Here is a 17,983-nt window from a genome sequence, read left to right as displayed (position 1 = left end):
ACTGGGGGCTTTGGCCCCCTTTGTTAGTTTTTTTAATTAAAAATTTTTTGGAGGCATTATGGCCATAGCCGCAAACAAACGCTCTGTTATGACTTTATATTCGCATGCAGATGATATGTACAGTCATCAAACCCGCATTGTGTTGGCAGAGAAGGGTGTCGGAGTTGACATCCATTTGGTTGACTTAGCCAATTTACCTGAGGATTTACTTGATTTAAATCCTTATGGCACCGTGCCTACGTTAATTGATCGCGAATTAGCATTATATGAAGCTTCAATTATTATCGAATACTTGGATGAGCGTTTTCCTCATCCACCACTAATGCCGGTTTATCCTGTGTCTCGTGGTCGTAGTCGTCTAATGATGCATCGTATTGAGCAAGACTGGTACAGTTTAGCTAAAACTATCTATAACGGACCAGCCGATGCAGCAGCAAAAGCGCGTCAAGAATTGAAAGAAAGCTTGCTAAGTGTTGCCCCTATTTTGAATGAAGCACCTTACTTTATGAGTGAAGAGTTCAGTTTAGTTGATTGTTACTTGGCTCCGCTATTATGGCGTTTACCTGTTATGGGTATTGAGCTAGAAGGTCAAGGTTCTAAAGAACTAAAATCTTACATGTTAAAAGTATTTGAACGTGAGTCATTTCAAGCGTCATTAACTGAGTCTGAGCGTGAACTTCGCTTTGGCGCACCGGTTTAAAGATCTAACTCATGACAAGCGATATGACATCAACTAAGCCTTATATTGTTAAGGCTTTCTATGACTGGATTTCTGATAATGGTTTAACACCTTACATTGTTGTTGATGTGAATGTTTATGGTGTTATGGTGCCAATGTCTTATGTTAATGACGGTCAAATCGTGTTAAATGTTTCTTTATCCGCTGTTGGTAGTATCGCAATGGGTGAAGATACGATCGAACTTAGTGCGCGTTTTGGCGGTAAGCTTGAACATATGAGCGTGCCTTATGGCGCTGTTGGCGCTATTTATGCTAAAGAAAATGGTGCTGGTACATCGCTAGCGATAGAGCATCCTGATCTGGATGATATTGCTGAAGCACCAGAACAAGCACCTGCGAAAATGTCTTCGGTGAAAGCAGTAGACAGCCAAGTGAAAACTTCAGGTGAAAAGCAAAGCGCTCAAGCATCAAAAGCGAAAAAGCCTAGCCTGTCGGTTGTAAAAAACAAACAAGACTAAGTCGTTAAAGTGTAGATATTAAAAAAGGTAAGCATGATGCTTACCTTTTTTTGTTCGAAAATAACAGAAACGTTATAGCTTAGCGAAACAACGATCTGCTGCAGCTAAGGTAAATTCAATTTCGGCATCGCCATGTGCAGTTGATACAAAGCCTGCTTCAAATGATGAAGGAGCAAGATACACGCCTTCTTCTAACATCAAATGAAAGAAGCGATTGAACTTATCGCCATCACAGGCAGTCGCTTGCGCAAAACAAGTAATATTTTCTTCCTCGGTAAAGAAGAAGCCAAACATAGCGCCCACATAATTAATCGCTAATGATACGCCATTGCGCTCTGCGGCAGCTTTTAACCCCATTGCTAGCTTTTCTGTTGCATCGCTAAGTTGTTGATGCTTGTTTCCCTTACAAAGCTCGGTTAATGACGCTAAACCTGCTGCCATAGCAATAGGGTTGCCTGATAACGTACCCGCTTGATAAACCGGACCAACAGGCGCAATGTAGTCCATGATTTCTTTTTTACCACCGAAAGCACCTACAGGCATTCCACCACCAATAACTTTACCTAACGTAGTTAAATCTGGCACTATTTTGTAATGAGCTTGTGCACCGCCTAATGCGACACGAAAACCTGTCATGACTTCATCAAAAATTAAGACGCTTTTATATTGATCACAAATAGCGCGTAAGCCTTCCAAGAAACCAGCTACTGGAGGAATACAATTCATGTTGCCCGCGACGGGTTCGACAATAATACAGGCGATTTCATCACCAAATTTTTCAAAAATTTCTTTTACTTCATCAATATTGTTAAAGCTGACCGTTAAGGTGTGCTTAGCAACATCTTCAGGGATACCTGGCGAGCTTGGAACGCCCATGGTCAACATGCCAGAGCCAGCTTTTACCAGTAAAGAGTCAGCATGACCGTGATAACAACCTTCAAATTTTAATATTTTGTCACGACCGGTAAAACCACGTGCTAGTCGTATGGCACTCATGGTTGCTTCAGTGCCAGAGCTGACCATACGTAACCGTTCCATTGATGGAACAATTTCACGTACTTTTTCAGCCATGGTTATTTCAAGTTCAGTGGGTGCGCCGAAACTAAGTCCATTTTGTGCAGTTTCGATCACGGCGGCAAGAATTGCGGGGTGATTATGACCTAAAATCATTGGGCCCCATGAACCAACATAATCGACATACTTTTTATCTTCTGCATCAAAAATATAAGCACCTTGTGCTTTTTTTATAAACAATGGTGTGCCACCAACGCTATTAAAAGCGCGAACGGGTGAGTTTACGCCACCAGGAATAACATTTTGGGCTTCATTAAATAATTGCTGTGAATTTTTCGTCATAATGTTCTACTCATTGTTAACATAACCTAACTGTTGAGGTTAAAATTAGTATTTATTAGTGTACCAGGTGACAGGCTTTTCATAATGGCTAAGTCTGCTTTCAACGCCTAAACTTAAGGCAAATAAAGCCATACGTACTAGCACTCCATTTTGCGCTTGGCGGAATATCGCTAAATTATCTAAGTCATTTAAATCGATATCTAGCTCATTCGCTTCAGCACGAGAGTCGCGTGGTAATGGGTGCATTATTACGGTATGTTCATGACAATATTGCTGATAGATTTTACGATTTAAACTAAAATGACCACGATATAGGTCAGCTTCATCTTTACTCGCGAACCGTTCTTGTTGGATCCGCGTTTGATAGATAACATCGCAGGCTAGATTGCCTTCAATTTTATCGGTAATCACCACTTCATGACCTGCATCGGTCAAAGTGCTAACTACGCTGTCAGGCATTTGTAATGCCTTTGGAGCAATCATAGTGACTTTGATGTTGTTGTATAAACTGATTAATTTTGACAGGGAATGTACTGTTCTACCATGTTTAAGATCGCCCATTAACACAATGTTTAAGCCATCTAGTCCCATGTCGTAGCGCGCCATTTCTGACTGAATAGTAAATAAGTCGAGCAACGCTTGGGTTGGGTGTTCGTTCGCACCATCGCCGCCGTTAATTACCGGCACGCTGCTCCCTTTAGCAAAGTCAGCCACTGAATGCATGGTCGGATGGCGCATAGCAATTACGTCAGAATACCCACTAATTACACGTGCGGTGTCAAATAACGATTCGCCTTTTGATAAAGAAGAATTCTCTTGTCCGACAGTTTCTCTGACAAAGCCACCCAATAAATTAAACGCAGTGCCAAAGCTAACGCGTGTACGAGTGCTGGGTTCAAAAAATAAATTACTTAATATTGCCCCATCGAGGACATGACAGCGCTTTTTTCGCATGGCGTAAGGCGCCATTAACGTTGAAATCTCTAAAATACGGGAAATACTCTCTCTATCAAACTGCGATACAGACAATATATGGTTCCCTTCAAATTTCATCATAGATAATACCTAAATTATAAAAATCATTATCAAGACAAGTGAAACACCAGATTGATACTTTCATTTTCATTATATTAAATAGTGAGCTGCCATTTTAATGGGCAGCGAAAAATTGCTGCGAAATATAGCACAAAAGTTGAATGCTGAGAACGTATTCTCTCATTTGAATACAGAATGTTGCCGTATTTTAAATCAAGATATTAGAACGGTTTTACGTAGGCTAATATAATGACAATGAATAATATTATTACAGGTATTTCGTTGAAAATTCGGTAAAACTTCCCTGAACGGGTGTTTTTATCCGCGGCAAATATTTTGACTAGCTTAAAACAATAGCCATGGTAAAAGAGCAATAAAATCACTAACATAATTTTAATATGTAGCCATTTAGCGGCAACAAACCATGGATAACCATATTGATAAATAATCGCGATACCTAGTAACACAGTGAAAAGGGCAAAGGGGGTAACAAAATAAAGTAAGCGTCGCTCCATTCCCTTGAGATGTTGATGGACAAGTGGCTCAGAAGATTCTGCATGATTGACAAAAATACGCGGTAAATAAAAAATACCCGCAAACCATGCCACCATAAAAATCACATGAAATGCTTTAAGCCAAAGGATGGTAGTCATTAATAGGTATTTCCTTTCAATAAATATAAGCGAATATAGTCAAAAGATATTATACCCATAATTTCATCGGGATTATCTTGATATATGTAAACTCCTCCCGTTCTGTTTTTAACCAATAATAAATAAGCTTCAGCCAGTGTCGATTGGCTAGAAAGTGGGATCAGCGTATGTTTCTCTATCGTAGGCACATCATCTATTTTTGCCTTACTTTGCTGATAAAAAATATATTCTGTTTGGTTATCAGCATTCGTTATTTTGCAGATAACGTTATCTTGGGGATTTTGATTTATTAAGGCCGTGGTAATAGTTGCATCAGTGGCTTTATGTAATAACGTGATGTTTTCATCCATTACGCCAATTACCCCGATGCGTTGTAAAGTCTTCTCTATTGGTGGTCGGCGATAGGGGAGCCCTTGAACTTCCAACTGCATAATGAAAATAGAGCGGTTACCAAAAAATTGCCCGGAAAAAACACAAGCACTAGTGATGACAATCATAGCAGGGACAATTATCTCTATTTGATCCGATAATTCAACGACACAAAGCAGGGCCGCTAACGGAGCATTTAGCGTGGCAGCCATAAAACCTGCCATGCCCATCAAAGCAAAATCACTGGCAGATATATCGCCAGTCATAAAATAAGATGTAATTACAGAGCCGCAGGTACCAGCGATAGCGCCAATACCGAGTATAGGGCCAATAATACCGCCAGGTATTCCAAGGCCGAGAGCAAAAATAGTCATAACCACTTTTGCTACCAACAAGCCAAGGAGTAATTGCAACTCAAAGTTGTTTTGCAATGAAAAATTAATCGCACTTAAATCTGTGCCCATAGCATAAGGTGCTGCATAGCCAAGGACGCCGGTTATAATAGCCGCGGTGAGTATTCGTGAGACGATATGAAACGGGGCACTGTGTTTGATCACTAAGATTAAATAACGGTTAAAAATATAGGCAAAGAAGCCCAGCACAATGCCGAGTAAAGCCAAAGCAAGATAATGATCAGTGTTGATAGTAATAGCCGTAAAGTGGCCGAACTCATGAGTGGGGCCAAAAATAGTACTCGTGGTCATCGACCCGACAATAGCGGCAATCATCACCGGTATAAAAATATGGACTTTATATTCTCTTAATATGACTTCCATCACGAACAAAACGGCGGCAATGGGGGTATTGAAACAAGCGGCAATACCTGCGGCAATTCCACAAGCACTTAAACTGCGAATAGCGTTATAAGGTAGGTTTAATTTATTACCAATATAACTTGTACACGCAGCACCTAAGTGCACCGCGGGGCCTTCTCTTCCTACAGAAAAACCTGCGATAAGTGCGACCGCACTGCCCATGAATTGATTGACAGTGTTGCGAAAAGGCATAACGCCATTCGCAACTTTTAAGCGATGTAAGACAAAAGGAATTCCACTGCGGATATATTTGTAGCCGGTAAGCCAAGCAAAGAAGAGAATCACGATAGCGCCAATTATTGGTAATTGGAAACGACTTAAAGGGGTTAAGCTGTTATAGTCGTCTTTTTCGCTCAGGAAAAATGACTGAACGCCTTCAATGGTGAAAATGAAGAGTACAACTAGCATCGCCGATGCAAAACCTCCAATAGCCGCTAATAAACATAGCTGCCAGGATGTTTGTGGAAGAGCAAGGCGCTTTTTTAGCTGAGTTATTGTCTTCATATTGAGTTATTTTTATTGGACATATTTACAGACATTCTGGATATCATAATACTTTTCAAATGAATTGGTTAGCAAAAATAAATTTCAGCACCGTCGTAAAGCGCTTAGGAACATTTAGTTCGGCAATTTTACTCTTGGTTATCGTCGCCGTTTTATTATTCTGTGGCTATCGCCTGGGTAATTTTTATCATGGCTATCAAACGCAGACCTTAGCACAACAACAAACACGTTTAGACTTTATCTATCAGCAATTAGGTGAAAAGACTCAGCGCATAAATACCTTGGAAGTTGAGCTTGAAGTTGAACGTATGGCAAATACGCGTAGCCAGCAAACCTTAAAATCAATTGAACAAGAACATTTTCAAGTTAAAAAAGAGCTCGCTTTTTATGAAAAGGTTATGGCACCTGAAAAGCAAGCGAATGGCTTGGTAATTGACGGTGTGAGCCTAACTAAGTCTGAAAGTCCTGCGCATTACCGTTTTCAAGTGGTATTGGTTCAACAGTTATTGCGCAAACGTTACGCCAAAGGTTATATCGAAATTTCTCTTACCGGCAGCTTAAATAATAAGCCAACGAGCATTGCTTTATCTGAGCTTTCGACGGCAGGTAAAAAAGAACTATCTTTTAGTTTTCAGTACTTTAAAATTATAACAGGTGAATTAACCTTGCCAGATAATTTTATTCCTGAAACCATTAATGTTGCTGCTATACTGCCAAAAAGTAAGTGGCAAAAATATAACCGTATCGATCATAGTTATCCGTGGCTAAAAAGTATTGATAATATTACGCAGAGTCAGCCATAATACTTGACTAAAACAGTCAAGTTTAAGATAATTGCCCTAGTTAATCCGTTTTAAGTTGAGTTTTATGTCAAATCCTGAATTACCTATTAAATTTTCTGACGCTGCGGCGACTAAAGTATTGTCGTTGATCACGGAAGAAGAAAACCCAGACTTGAAATTACGTGTTTACGTTACAGGCGGTGGGTGCTCTGGCTTTTCGTATGGTTTTACTTTTGATGAAAAAGTTAATGACGGCGATATGACGATAGAAAAACAAGGCGTCACTATGGTGATTGATCCGATGAGTTTACAGTATTTAGTTGACGGTGAAGTTGACTATATTGAAGGCTTAGAAGGCAGTCGCTTCTTGGTTAATAATCCAAATGCGACTACAACCTGTGGTTGTGGATCTTCTTTTTCGATTTAATCGACATCGAGAATAAATGAAAGCCGACATAATGTCGGCTTTTTTGATCGCCGACTAAACTGATGTAAAATGCGTGAATAAATCGGTAGCTAGTTTAATAGCCAGTAGATTAATTCGAAGTTGATTATACCAAGTCGATTAATGTTCAAAACCGTATTGTTTTAAGGCTATAGGTTTGTTTGTCGAATATTAAAGGGCAGTATATCTTTACAGTTGTTAACTATTTGTTATTAGCGATATTACCTAACACCGGAGAATTTATTGCAACTTAATCTCCTTTTATAGATACTTAGCGACAATGACAACATGAAGAAAAATAATTGATTTAAGGAAGAACATGATCTCAAAAAGTAAATTAATTGCCAGTACCTATTTAGCTGTATTAATGAGTGTAGGGAGCTTTATTGCTTCAGCACAACAATTAAACGCTGACCAACAAGCGCAATTAAACGCGCTAAAAACAACCGCATTAGCATCAGATTTATCTTATCAGCTCATTGAGTCGCTAACGACAGAAGTGGGTCACCGCTTGATGGGGTCAGAAGGTGATAAAAAGTCGATTGTTTGGGCCGTAAATAAAATGAAAGCTTTAGGCTTTGATAAAGTATGGACCGAAGAAGTTACGGGCAGTTATTGGTTACGTGGAGAAGCAAAAGCTCGTATTGTTGCACCTTATCCACATGATGTCGTGATTTTAGCGTTAGGTGGCAGCATAGGAACAGCTAAAGGAGGTTTAACAGCCAAGGTTGCGCATTTTGAAACTTTGGATGACCTAAAAGCTGCACCTGATAATAGCCTTAATGGCAAAATAGCCTTCGTTTCTTACCAAATGGAGCGCCATATTGATGGCGATGGTTATGGACCTGCTGTCGGTACTCGAGTGGGCGGTGCGGTTGTTGCTGCACAAAAAGGCGCTTCAGCGTTGATTATGCGTTCAGTAGGTACAGACAATAATCGCACGGCTCATACCGGTGTGATGCGCTATAAAGATCAGGTTAAAAAAATTCCGGCAGCGGCCTTATCTAATCCTGATGCTGATTTATTGGTCAATCAACTGAAACGTGGTGAAGAAGTCAGTATGTACCTTAACATGACCGCTAAAACTAACGCTGAAGTTGTCGCAACCTCAGCCAATGTTATTGGTGAGTTTACTGGCAGTGAGTTACCAAATGAAATTGTCTCTTTAGGTGCTCACTTAGATAGTTGGGATGTTGGTACCGGCGCATTAGATGATGGCTTAGGTATCGGTATGGTAATGGCAGCAGCGCATCATATTGGGCAACTACCTAAACGTCCAAAACGTACTATTCGGGTTATTTTATTTGCCGCAGAAGAAGTGGGTTTATTGGGCGCTAAGCAATATGTTATAGCACATAAAGATGATATGAATGCTCATGTTATGGGTGCTGAGTGGGACTTCGGTATAGGGCGCATATACAAAATGACTCCTGGTGTGGGCGCACAGTCGCTCAATGCTGTACGTGAATTAGCACAGTATTTAGCTCCAATGGGCGTAGCATTAGCACCAGAAAATAATGCGAAAGGGCAATCAGATATGAGTGCGTTAAGTGATGCTGGAATGCCAAGTATAAACTTTTCACCTGATGGCTCTAACTACTTCGATTATCACCATACTGAAAATGACACTTTAGACAAAGTTGAACCAGAAGCGCTGAAAGTGAATACGGCTATTTATACGATGTATGCCTATTTTGCTGCGCAAGCGATGGTAGACTTTAGAAAGTAGTCATTAAAATATCATTAGCCGATAGATTAATTTATTGAGCAAGCTAGCGTTTCAATAAATTAATCTGGTTAGTGTCATTTCATGATAAATTGCAGATTGGGATTATCAATTTAATTGTTGTCTTAAAGTGAGTGTTGTCATTGGGCGTAGACAGTTAATGATGTCGGCTATGTCGGTTAATATGCTGCCAACTGAACTCAACGGTGATTGACCTTAGACTGACCTACGATAGACTTATGTCATCCTTCCTGTAATAAAAATTCGATAATTCGGTTGTGATCTAAATTAAAATCCTTTGCCTTAACGCCACGAATAATAAAGTCAGCTTCTTTAGCTAAATCAATATTTTTTGCCATAATGTATCGATGATATTTTAAATTATAAAAACAACGTACTTTTGGATTAATAGGGTCGTCTAAATTTCCACTTTCTACGATGGCTAAACGGTTTGAATTAAGCTCGACAATACTGCCAACAGGGTATACCCCTAAACATTTAATAAATAAATCAACCAACCTAGGCATAAGTTTACCATCAAGAGCTAAGCCTCTTAATATACCGAATGCTTTAATTGGGCTGTAATTTTTTTTATAGCAACTTTCTGCTGTTAGCGCGTCAAAAATATCACATATGGCAATCATGGCACCATAGTTTGAAATGTTATCCTGCTTTAATTGTTGTGGATAGCCAGAACCGTCCAAACGCTCATGATGTAGTGCTGCAACCTCTATACTGAGGGGAGAAATGTCAGGTATCGCTTTAATAATTTCAATTGAGTGGTTGACGTGCTCTTTTATAATACGGAATTCTTGCTCAGTTAGTTTTTCAACTTTATTGAGTATTTTATCGGGTACCTTAATCTTACCTACATCATGAAGAAACGCGCCAATAGCAAGTTGATGGGTAATGTCTCTATCTATTTTTAAAAAGCGGGCGAAAACAGTCATAAGTACCGAGACTGAAACAGAGTGCTCTAATAAGTATTCATTTTTATCACGAATATTTATCACGCAAACTAATGCATCAGGATTTTTAAAAATCGCGGTGATGATGTGCTTAGTAACTTCAACAACAGGGCCAAGTTCTATTGAACGACCTTGTTGTACGTCAAGAAAAATTTGCTGTTGAATCTTTTTTGACTGCTTAAAAAGCTTTTTAGCTTTAGTGACTTCGAGAATCACTGGACCGGGTTTTTCTAGCTGCTCTGGGAGGTTGGTACTGAGGGCATCGCTAATGGTTTTTGTGGTATCAACTAAAACCGACTCAACGCCTTTAGCTTTTAGGGCGCTGATAACATCGTCGCTTTTGATATGGCCAGCACGTGTTAAGTTATAAGTGCCATGTTGTTCGACAATATCAACAACAAAATGCCCTTTCTTTAAATCATTAATACTAACTTTTATGATCATAATACAATTTTTTAGGGGTGTTAACTTTAATAATAGTCACAGCACAATAAAAGGTAATTTATTTTTGTATGAAATTATTTTTATAGTTTAAATACCATGCCGTTATTTGCCTTTTTATTGACATAAAGGTTTTTGTCGGCAGTTTTTAATAAATCGTCCATCGTCTCTTTACCACTACTTGCTGCGGCACCACAGCTAATACTGACGGGTAATAAAGTACCTTGATAGGGCATTGGATTATCATCAAAAAATTGACATAAACGGTCACTCGCTTGTTCAGCTTCTAATAACGTTTGGCTGGCAAGGACGACAACAAACTCATCTCCGGCATAGCGAAAGCATTTATCATTCTCTCGCACTAATTCTTGTAATTGACTGGCAACATAAGTCAAAACTTTGTCGCCGCAGTCATGTCCGTAAGTGTCATTTATGGCCTTAAATTTATTGCAATCAATAAATAAAACTGAAAAGGGTACACCATAGCGACGTTGGCGAATCAGCTCTTCACCAATACAAACTTCCATCAGGCGTCGATTCGCCACACCGGTTAAACGGTCATAGTGCGCCATGTATTGAAGTTGCTCTCGAATTAATACATTCGATAAACAAAGGCTGACCTTAACCGCAAGTTGTTCTAAATGAAAAGTGCCTAAGTCTTGATGAAATCGAGCTGATGACTTATCGGTAAATAATAAACTGCCAAATAACTTACCTTCCAATGACAAAGGCGTTAATGCCGCTGATTTTGCACCAGTGAGTAATGATTTCGGCACAATATTATTCAGTTGCTCAAGTTGGTTGGTCAACATAGGTTTTTTGTCTACGTGCAGCAGAGATAACTTTTCAGCAGAAATCTGAGAGGTGTTTTTTTGATGCCAGTTAGATTGTAAATTCCCGTTAATTAAATAACTTATCGGTGTAGGCTCAGCAAGTAATAATGAAATACCAGACAATTGAAATTTAGCTTGAATTAGTCCAAGTAAACGTTCCAGCAGTTCCTCACTTGATTGACAAGCCAGCACTTCTGTTTCTATTTCAAATAATTTACGGGCAATACTTTCGTTTACTTTTGAATTTTCAATTAACTGATGAATTTTCGACATTTAACACGCCTTGACTGCTCATATCTTCAGCATTGTTATATTTTATGCTAGAGAGTGCAAGCACATTCCGAGTGGATAACACTGCTTTATATCGACAAATCAGTGGTTAGCGAAAAAAATACGCATTTAGTGGTATTATATTTGCTTCCTGTAATTACTTAACGTTATATCAGCGCAATCGTTCTAGCTTGATATGAAAAAGTAACTTTGCATAATTGTCTAATAAATAATTAGGGTAATTAACTAAGTTATTTATGGTAACGGTCGATATAAACAATGACTTCATTAGAATGGCATCACAGTGCAACGAGGTAAAATGCAACCAATGCAAAAACTACTTATAGCAATCTTATTTACTTTTACGCAGATTATTAGCGCTTCAGCGGCTGAGCTAACCGCGGTGCAAATTTATAGTGATAACGTATTACTTGATTTAATAAAAGAAAACAAACATTTAAGCCAAGTCGTTATTGATGACTGCCAATTAGTACAAGATATTGAAGCGCGGGCGGTAAAATCTCAAATGCCTTCATATCAATTTCTTTGGGGCGATATGCTTGCTTATGGTGTGTGTGTGAAAAAAGATGTGCCGTTAGGATTACATTACATGCAAGCTTCTGCCGATCAGGGCTTATCTGAAGCTTTAGAGCAAATGGGGCGCTATTATCATGTTGGCAAGTTTGTGCAAGTTGATATCAATCAAGCACTTATTTTTCTAAAAGAGTCGGCGGCGCTAAATAATTTAAAAGCGCAGCTTCGATTAGCCGATTTGTATTTAGCGGGTCATGGTAGTCCGCTTGATTTCCCACAGCTTTATACGCAATTACATCAATCAGTTACTGACGATAAAAAAGAACATAAAATTATCGCACAGCATTTAGTGAAACTAGCGCAAAAAATGCCTGAACGGGTCGTTAATGCGGCTAGTAACGGAAAGTATTAACCGCTATGGGCGGCAAAGTATTGCGTTGATGAGTTATTGTTTCAGGTTTTTATCTCGCTTGGGTATATAGTTAATCTACGATATACTACAAAAAAAACCATTAATGAATAAATGTGACCAATAAAGACCCGCACAAACAGCGTGAAGCTGACAAATATGATAAACCCGTAGCAAGCCGTGAGCTGCTATTGTCGCTGATCGAAAAATCTAACATCCCGCCTACGTTTAAAGCCCTTATCAAGCAATTACAATATACTGATGAAGATATGGTGGTTGGGGTAAAACACCGTTTACGTGCCATGGAAAATAGTGGCCAAATTGTGTTTAATAAGTTTAAGCAATATGCTGTCGCAAACCGTAGTGATGTGTTAACCGGTAAAGTCATCGGTCATCGTGATGGTTTTGGCTTCTTTGCGCCAGACGATGGTGACAAAGACTTCTATATATCATCTTATGAAATGAAACGTGTAATCCACGGTGATATTGTAGAAGCGATATTGATAGACCGCACAGACCGAAAAGGTCGCAAAGAAGTAAAAATACTCGACGTAATTAAACCACGTACTGCCGGGGTTGTTGGGCGGTTTTATGTTGATCATCATATCGCTTCTGTTGTCCCTGATGATGCGCGTATTCAGCAAGAAATTCTTATCCAGCCGGATAAAAAATTAGGCGCTCGTCATGGCGAAGTTGTAGTTGTTCATGTTATTCAAAGACCGACTAAGCGTTCAAATGCGGTGGGTGAAGTTATTGAAGTGCTCGGTGAACACATGGCGCCGGGGATGGAAATTGAAATAGCCTTGCGTGAACATGATCTTCCAAATCAATTTTCGCCAGAAGTTATTGCCGAAGTTAGCGGTATTGCTGATGAAGTTGAAGAATCAGCAAAAGCACCAAGAAAAGATTTACGCGATTTACCTTTAGTCACCATTGATGGCGAAGATGCACGAGATTTTGACGATGCGGTATATTGTAAACCTAATGCTGGCGGCGGTTGGACCTTATGGGTGGCGATTGCTGATGTGAGTTATTACGTGCGTGATAAAACCGCATTAGATGAAGAAGCAATCTCTCGTGGTAATTCAGTTTATTTTCCTAGCCAAGTTATTCCTATGTTACCGGAAAAACTCTCCAATGGCCTGTGTTCATTAAACCCAGATGTTGACCGACTTTGTATGGTTTGCGAAATGGACATTTCTGCTTTAGGAGAATTATCAGGATCGAAATTTTATTCTGCCGTAATGCGCTCCCACGCGCGTTTTACTTATAGCAAAGTCGCGACTATTTTAGGTGTAAACCCTGAGCAAAAAGACGAAGACTACCGCGCAGAATTACGCACACAATATCAAGCACTGATTCCTGATTTAGAAAACCTAAATACCATGTATCACGTGCTAAGCAAGGCAAGAACAGAACGTGGTGCTATTGCTTTTGAAACGACAGAGTCGCAGTTTCTTTTTAACAGTGATAGAAAAATAGAGTCTATCGTGGCAATGGTGCGCAACGACGCGCATAAAATCATTGAAGAATGTATGATTTTAGCTAACGTTGCGACAGCAGAGTTCATTGAAAAACATAAAAAGCCCGGTTTATTTCGTGTGCACGATAAGCCAAGTGAAGACAAATATAATAACTTTATCAGTTATGTTAACGAGCTTGGACTTGACCTATCTTCCATGGGAGAACGTAAAACACAGCCTGAGCCGAAAGACTATTGTCATATATTAGAGAAAATTGCCGACCGTCCGGATCAAGAGCTTATTCAAACCATGCTGTTGCGTTCTATGCGCCAAGCGGTTTATCAAAGCGACAATATCGGCCACTTTGGCCTAGCACTGCCATCATATAGCCACTTTACTTCGCCCATACGTCGTTACCCAGATCTAGTGGTACATCGTGTTATTAAAGCTATTTTAGATGAGCAAGCTAAAGATGAAGCGAATGCAGGCGCACATAGCTATACACCTGAAGCGGTGATAGAGCTTGGTGAACATTGCTCTATGACCGAACGTCGTGCTGACGATGCCACGCGTGATGTCTCAGATTGGCTGAAATGTGAATATATGCAAGACCATGTTGGTGATACTTTTACCGGTGTCATATCCACGGTGACCAACTTTGGTTTATTTGTGCGTTTAGCTGATTTACACATTGAAGGGTTAGTGCATATAACCTCATTAGGTCATGACTATTACCACTTTGACGATGTGCGCATGTGCTTAACAGGTGAAAACACCGGTGCTAAGTATCACATTGGCGATACGGTAGAAGTGCAAGTTGCTGCGGTTAATCTTGATGAGAAAAAAATTGATTTAGCATTAGCCGGTGCAAATGCCGTTATAAAGCGTGCTAAACCAACGACAAAAAGCAGAAGCTCGGATAAGCATAAACGCGGTAAGCGCTCTGCTGGCAAGTCAACATCACAAGACGCAAAAGCAAGTTTTGATGAAAAAGCTAAACCAAGTAAAAAGCCGGTTAAAGCTGCCGATAAAGCTAGCGATAAAACAACGACTAAAGCGAAAAAGCGTAAGGCGAGAAAAAAGCGTCCTGGTAAAAATGCACGTAAAACAGGTGTTTAATAAGCAAAGCCATAGTAAATGCGTTGTTAGATGATGTAATTCAGCAATCTAATAACGCGTACCATTTAGATTAGTCCTTTTAAAGGCAAGGTAATCACTTGTAGGTCGGCATTTATGCCGTCAACTTGATGCGAAAATCCGGTCTTATGTTGTCACTTGTATAGTGACAAAGACATGTAATATTAATTTGATTAATGAATGGTCAAATTGGTATAAAGTAATTAACAGAGAAAGAAATAAGTTTATGGCAAAGCAAGAAGAATTAGTATTCGGCATCCACGCAGTAAAAGCCCTCATTGAACATGCTCCTGAAAGATTTATCGAGTTATGGTTGCTTAAAGGACGTGAAGATGACCGTTTAATGCCAATTACTAACTTAGCGCAACAATACGGCATTCCTGCACAAATGGCGAGTCGTAAAGTGCTAGATGATAAAACTGAAGGCGAGCAACATCAAGGTGTTGTGGCACGTGTAAAGCCTGGTAAAGTATTCACTGAAGCCGATTTAGAAGACATTCTTGCAGAAGCAGAGCGTAAAGAACAAGCGCCATTTTTATTAATATTAGATGGTGTTACTGACCCGCACAATCTAGGCGCATGTTTACGAAATGCCGATGCCGCAGGTGTGCAAGCGATTATAGTACCTAAAGATAACGCTGCGCGCTTAACTGCAACGGTTCGAAAAGTGGCTGTTGGCGCTGCCGAGAGTGTGCCATTAGTGCAAGTGACCAATTTATCTCGAACCATGAAAGCCCTACAACAAATGGGCGTGTGGATTATTGGCACGGCAGGGGAAACAGATACTTGCCTTTACGACGTGAAATTAGCCGGCCCAATGGCGTTAGTGATGGGGGCTGAAGGGAAAGGCATGCGTCGTTTAACCCGCGAAAACTGCGATCAATTGGTTAAATTACCGATGGCTGGCAGTGTTTCAAGCTTAAATGTATCGGTTGCAACCGGTATTTGTTTGTTTGAGATCGTGCGTCAACGATTAGCCGTGTAAAAAAAACATAAATAGTCAGCTGAATTTATTGAATATCGATGCATTCAGCTGAAATTTTTATAAGCCTGGCTTTTACCAGCTCAGCGCTTAATTCTACTTATTAGTTTCTGCTTAACCTGCTTTTTAAAAACCAATTCAATTAGTTTTAGCCAACCAGAACATTAGATAAAACTCCGCCAAGTGAATGAATATTAAGTTTAAAATTTAATAACTAAACTATATGAAGCATCCGCTTGCCTTTTTTGCTTATTTTCCCTACAATACGCGTCCTTAATTCAGCCTGAACTTTTGTTCCTTGCCTCAACTGGTGTGGCTGAGCCAGATAATGAGGCTACAACCGTAAGGAGCTCGTAATGCGTCATTACGAAATCGTATTTATGGTTCACCCTGACCAGAGTGAACAAGTACCAGCTATGATTCAGCGTTACAGTGACATCGTCACTAATGCTGAAGGCAAAATCCACCGTCTAGAAGACTGGGGCCGTCGCCAATTAGCTTACCCAATCAATAAATTGCACAAAGCACACTATGTTTTAATTAACATTGAAGCGCCTCAAGCAGCTATTGATGAATTAGAAACTTCTTTCCGTTATAACGATGTTGTTATACGTAACATGATCATGCGTACTAAAGACGCGGTTACTGAAGCTTCAGCTATGGCTGTTGCTAAAGAAGACCGTCGTGATGAACGTCGCGAAGTGAAGAAAGAGGTTACTGACGCACCAGCTACTGAAGCATCAGATGTTGAAGCACCAGCTGCCGAAGCACCAAAAGCAGAAGAAGCTGCGAGCGAAGAATAAGTAACCTGTGACCTGCTCTTACTATGAATAATAGCCAAGAGAATTGCTTAGTATTGACCGGACATGTGGTAAAGCCACCTAAAACGTCAACTAGCCCAGCGGGTATTCAGCACTGTCAGTTTTCAATGGACCACAAGTCTATTCAAAATGAAGCAGGCATGAACAGACAAGCGTTTGTTCGAATACAAGTTGTTGCAACCGGCAAAGTGTCACAACACTTAACTCGTGATTTAATTGAAGGCTGTAATGTTAAAGTGACTGGTTTTATAAACCGTCATGAATCTAGAAACGGTAATCCGCTTTTAGTATTACATGCCCAACAAATTGAAATGATTTAATTTAGGCTATACATATTTAACGGTGATTTTCACCTTAATACAGTAAGCCATATTAGGAGAAATCCATGTCTCGTTTTTTTAGACGTCGCAAGTTCTGCCGCTTTTCAGCGGAAGGTGCTGCTGCAATCGATTATAAAGATACAGCTGTACTAAAAAACTATATCACTGAAAGTGGTAAAATTGTTCCTAGCCGTATTACTGGTACAAGTGCTAAATATCAACGTCAACTTGGTCGTGCGATCAAGCGTGCTCGTTACTTAGCATTATTACCATATACTGATTTACATAAGTAACCTAAATAAGGGGTTTTGAAAATGGAAGTAATACTTCTTGATAAAATCGCCAAATTAGGCGGCCTTGGTGACAAGGTAACTGTTAAATCTGGTTACGCTCGTAACTTTTTACTACCTAAAGGCAAAGCTGTTTTTGCCTCTAAAGCAAACGTTGAGCACTTTGAAGCTCGTCGCGCTGACTTAGAGAAAAAATTAGCTGAGCAACTTAGTGCTTCTGAAGCACGTGCTGCTAAATTAACTGAATTAGCTGAAATCACTATCGCTTCTAAAGCCGGTGACGAAGGTAAATTATTCGGTTCAATTGGTACGCGTGATATTGCTGATGCAATCACTGAAGCTGGTGTTGAAGTTGTTAAAGCTGAAGTACGCTTACCACTAGGTAGCATCCGTGAAACAGGTGAATTCGATATCGTAATTCACGTGCACAACGATGTAGATGCAACAATTAAAGTTGTTGTTATTGCTCAAGCTTAATTGCTGCTAGTAATCGTATAATAAAAACCCTGAATTCGTCATGAATTCAGGGTTTTTTTATGCTCATAATAAGGGGTTTTCTTAATCTATAATTCAAGGTTTTTATTATTCAATTACTAAGCATTGTTTGTCTGCCATTTTTCAGCGTTTACTTTA

Annotated in this window: 18 protein-coding genes; 12 read left to right on the top strand and 6 right to left on the bottom strand. The window is 39.7% G+C overall.

All coding sequences use genetic code 11. The annotated features are described in order from the left end of the window. The first annotated feature begins 58 nt into the window (after window positions 1–58). Window positions 59–700: a stringent starvation protein SspA gene (sspA, locus tag A3Q33_RS06380; protein WP_081150077.1), complete on the top strand. Its 642-nt coding sequence runs from the start codon at window positions 59–61 to the stop codon at window positions 698–700. An 11-nt stretch (window positions 701–711) separates the two neighbouring features. Continuing rightward, window positions 712–1,197 (top strand): ClpXP protease specificity-enhancing factor, encoded by a 486-nt coding sequence (locus A3Q33_RS06375; protein ID WP_081179226.1) that lies wholly within the window; start codon window positions 712–714, stop codon window positions 1,195–1,197. Window positions 1,198–1,269: 72 nt separating this feature from the next. On the opposite strand, the gene hemL is transcribed toward A3Q33_RS06375, so the two are convergent. The 4 genes from hemL to A3Q33_RS06355 all read right to left on the bottom strand — a co-directional run bounded on the left by hemL (window position 1,270) and on the right by A3Q33_RS06355 (window position 5,929). Further along, the gene (gene hemL / locus A3Q33_RS06370) at window positions 1,270–2,553 is read right to left on the bottom strand and encodes a glutamate-1-semialdehyde 2,1-aminomutase (protein ID WP_081179225.1); all 1,284 of its coding nucleotides are present in this window, start codon (window positions 2,551–2,553) and stop codon (window positions 1,270–1,272) included. Window positions 2,554–2,598: 45 nt separating this feature from the next. Next, window positions 2,599–3,609 carry an aspartate carbamoyltransferase gene (locus A3Q33_RS06365; protein ID WP_196798059.1) on the bottom strand — a complete coding sequence of 337 codons (1,011 nt, stop codon included), beginning with the start codon at window positions 3,607–3,609 and terminating at the stop codon, window positions 2,599–2,601. Between the two features lie 200 nt (window positions 3,610–3,809). Continuing rightward, window positions 3,810–4,241: a CopD family protein gene (locus tag A3Q33_RS06360; RefSeq protein WP_081179224.1), complete on the bottom strand. Its 432-nt coding sequence runs from the start codon at window positions 4,239–4,241 to the stop codon at window positions 3,810–3,812. Continuing rightward, the gene (locus A3Q33_RS06355) at window positions 4,241–5,929 is read right to left on the bottom strand and encodes a chloride channel protein (protein ID WP_081179223.1); all 1,689 of its coding nucleotides are present in this window, start codon (window positions 5,927–5,929) and stop codon (window positions 4,241–4,243) included. Before A3Q33_RS06355 ends, A3Q33_RS06360 begins: the two co-directional genes overlap by 1 nt. A 59-nt stretch (window positions 5,930–5,988) precedes the next feature. On the opposite strand from A3Q33_RS06355, the gene A3Q33_RS06350 reads away from it, so the two are divergent. The 3 genes from A3Q33_RS06350 (at window position 5,989) to A3Q33_RS06340 (ending at window position 8,885) form a co-directional block, all read left to right on the top strand. Further along, window positions 5,989–6,732, top strand: coding sequence for a DUF6776 family protein (locus A3Q33_RS06350; RefSeq protein WP_081179222.1), 744 nt, complete (start codon window positions 5,989–5,991; stop codon window positions 6,730–6,732). 64 nt (window positions 6,733–6,796) lie between these two features. Then, a complete protein-coding gene (gene erpA / locus A3Q33_RS06345) occupies window positions 6,797–7,138 on the top strand; it encodes an iron-sulfur cluster insertion protein ErpA (RefSeq protein WP_081150069.1) in 342 nt (113 codons plus the stop codon). Between the two features lie 337 nt (window positions 7,139–7,475). Then, window positions 7,476–8,885: a M20/M25/M40 family metallo-hydrolase gene (locus A3Q33_RS06340; protein WP_081179221.1), complete on the top strand. Its 1,410-nt coding sequence runs from the start codon at window positions 7,476–7,478 to the stop codon at window positions 8,883–8,885. Window positions 8,886–9,124: 239 nt separating this feature from the next. On the opposite strand, the gene A3Q33_RS06335 is transcribed toward A3Q33_RS06340, so the two are convergent. Continuing rightward, window positions 9,125–10,294, bottom strand: coding sequence for a cyclic di-GMP phosphodiesterase (locus tag A3Q33_RS06335; protein ID WP_081179220.1), 1,170 nt, complete (start codon window positions 10,292–10,294; stop codon window positions 9,125–9,127). Window positions 10,295–10,374: 80 nt separating this feature from the next. Next, window positions 10,375–11,397, bottom strand: coding sequence for a GGDEF domain-containing protein (locus A3Q33_RS06330; RefSeq protein WP_081179219.1), 1,023 nt, complete (start codon window positions 11,395–11,397; stop codon window positions 10,375–10,377). Between the two features lie 325 nt (window positions 11,398–11,722). Here A3Q33_RS06330 and A3Q33_RS06325 point away from each other — a divergent pair, with 325 nt between their 5' ends. The 7 genes from A3Q33_RS06325 (at window position 11,723) to rplI (ending at window position 17,827) form a co-directional block, all read left to right on the top strand. Further along, on the top strand, window positions 11,723–12,340 hold the full coding sequence (locus tag A3Q33_RS06325; protein ID WP_231295790.1) for a tetratricopeptide repeat protein: 618 nt from the start codon (window positions 11,723–11,725) through the stop codon (window positions 12,338–12,340). A 113-nt stretch (window positions 12,341–12,453) separates the two neighbouring features. Further along, entirely contained in the window at window positions 12,454–14,919 is a 2,466-nt protein-coding gene (rnr, locus tag A3Q33_RS06320) for a ribonuclease R (RefSeq protein WP_081179218.1), read from the top strand. A gap of 244 nt (window positions 14,920–15,163) precedes the next feature. Beyond that, a complete protein-coding gene (gene rlmB / locus A3Q33_RS06315; protein WP_081179217.1) occupies window positions 15,164–15,922 on the top strand; it encodes a 23S rRNA (guanosine(2251)-2'-O)-methyltransferase RlmB in 759 nt (252 codons plus the stop codon). 353 nt (window positions 15,923–16,275) lie between these two features. Beyond that, complete coding sequence (gene rpsF / locus A3Q33_RS06310; RefSeq protein WP_081150059.1) at window positions 16,276–16,722, top strand: 30S ribosomal protein S6; 447 nt, start codon at window positions 16,276–16,278, stop codon at window positions 16,720–16,722. Window positions 16,723–16,745: 23 nt separating this feature from the next. Further along, entirely contained in the window at window positions 16,746–17,060 is a 315-nt protein-coding gene (gene priB, locus A3Q33_RS06305; RefSeq protein WP_081150057.1) for a primosomal replication protein N, read from the top strand. 65 nt (window positions 17,061–17,125) lie between these two features. Further along, entirely contained in the window at window positions 17,126–17,353 is a 228-nt protein-coding gene (rpsR, locus tag A3Q33_RS06300; RefSeq protein ID WP_077283912.1) for a 30S ribosomal protein S18, read from the top strand. Between the two features lie 21 nt (window positions 17,354–17,374). Beyond that, on the top strand, window positions 17,375–17,827 hold the full coding sequence (rplI, locus tag A3Q33_RS06295) for a 50S ribosomal protein L9 (RefSeq protein ID WP_081150055.1): 453 nt from the start codon (window positions 17,375–17,377) through the stop codon (window positions 17,825–17,827). The last annotated feature ends 156 nt before the right edge of the window (window positions 17,828–17,983 follow it).

This window comes from Colwellia sp. PAMC 21821, assembly GCF_002077175.1.
In the GTDB taxonomy this organism is placed as follows: domain Bacteria; phylum Pseudomonadota; class Gammaproteobacteria; order Enterobacterales; family Alteromonadaceae; genus Cognaticolwellia.
The sequence above is the reverse complement of the archived record's forward strand: the minus strand, read 5'-3'. Positions and strand labels throughout refer to the sequence as shown.

What these genes read in the sequence shown, in the direction of transcription:
- sspA (WP_081150077.1), top strand. Translation starts at nt 59, where the DNA reads ATGGCCATAGCCGCAAACAAACGCTCTGTTATGACTTTATATTCGCAT.
- rplI (WP_081150055.1), top strand. Translation starts at nt 17,375, where the DNA reads ATGGAAGTAATACTTCTTGATAAAATCGCCAAATTAGGCGGCCTTGGT.
- priB (WP_081150057.1), top strand. Translation starts at nt 16,746, where the DNA reads ATGAATAATAGCCAAGAGAATTGCTTAGTATTGACCGGACATGTGGTA.
- A3Q33_RS06325 (WP_231295790.1), top strand. Translation starts at nt 11,723, where the DNA reads ATGCAAAAACTACTTATAGCAATCTTATTTACTTTTACGCAGATTATT.
- A3Q33_RS06335 (WP_081179220.1), bottom strand. Translation starts at nt 10,294, where the DNA reads ATGATCATAAAAGTTAGTATTAATGATTTAAAGAAAGGGCATTTTGTT.
- erpA (WP_081150069.1), top strand. Translation starts at nt 6,797, where the DNA reads ATGTCAAATCCTGAATTACCTATTAAATTTTCTGACGCTGCGGCGACT.
- A3Q33_RS06355 (WP_081179223.1), bottom strand. Translation starts at nt 5,929, where the DNA reads ATGAAGACAATAACTCAGCTAAAAAAGCGCCTTGCTCTTCCACAAACA.
- A3Q33_RS06360 (WP_081179224.1), bottom strand. Translation starts at nt 4,241, where the DNA reads ATGACTACCATCCTTTGGCTTAAAGCATTTCATGTGATTTTTATGGTG.
- A3Q33_RS06375 (WP_081179226.1), top strand. Translation starts at nt 712, where the DNA reads ATGACAAGCGATATGACATCAACTAAGCCTTATATTGTTAAGGCTTTC.
- hemL (WP_081179225.1), bottom strand. Translation starts at nt 2,553, where the DNA reads ATGACGAAAAATTCACAGCAATTATTTAATGAAGCCCAAAATGTTATT.
- rpsR (WP_077283912.1), top strand. Translation starts at nt 17,126, where the DNA reads ATGTCTCGTTTTTTTAGACGTCGCAAGTTCTGCCGCTTTTCAGCGGAA.
- A3Q33_RS06365 (WP_196798059.1), bottom strand. Translation starts at nt 3,609, where the DNA reads ATGATGAAATTTGAAGGGAACCATATATTGTCTGTATCGCAGTTTGAT.
- A3Q33_RS06350 (WP_081179222.1), top strand. Translation starts at nt 5,989, where the DNA reads ATGAATTGGTTAGCAAAAATAAATTTCAGCACCGTCGTAAAGCGCTTA.
- A3Q33_RS06340 (WP_081179221.1), top strand. Translation starts at nt 7,476, where the DNA reads ATGATCTCAAAAAGTAAATTAATTGCCAGTACCTATTTAGCTGTATTA.
- rpsF (WP_081150059.1), top strand. Translation starts at nt 16,276, where the DNA reads ATGCGTCATTACGAAATCGTATTTATGGTTCACCCTGACCAGAGTGAA.
- rlmB (WP_081179217.1), top strand. Translation starts at nt 15,164, where the DNA reads ATGGCAAAGCAAGAAGAATTAGTATTCGGCATCCACGCAGTAAAAGCC.
- A3Q33_RS06330 (WP_081179219.1), bottom strand. Translation starts at nt 11,397, where the DNA reads ATGTCGAAAATTCATCAGTTAATTGAAAATTCAAAAGTAAACGAAAGT.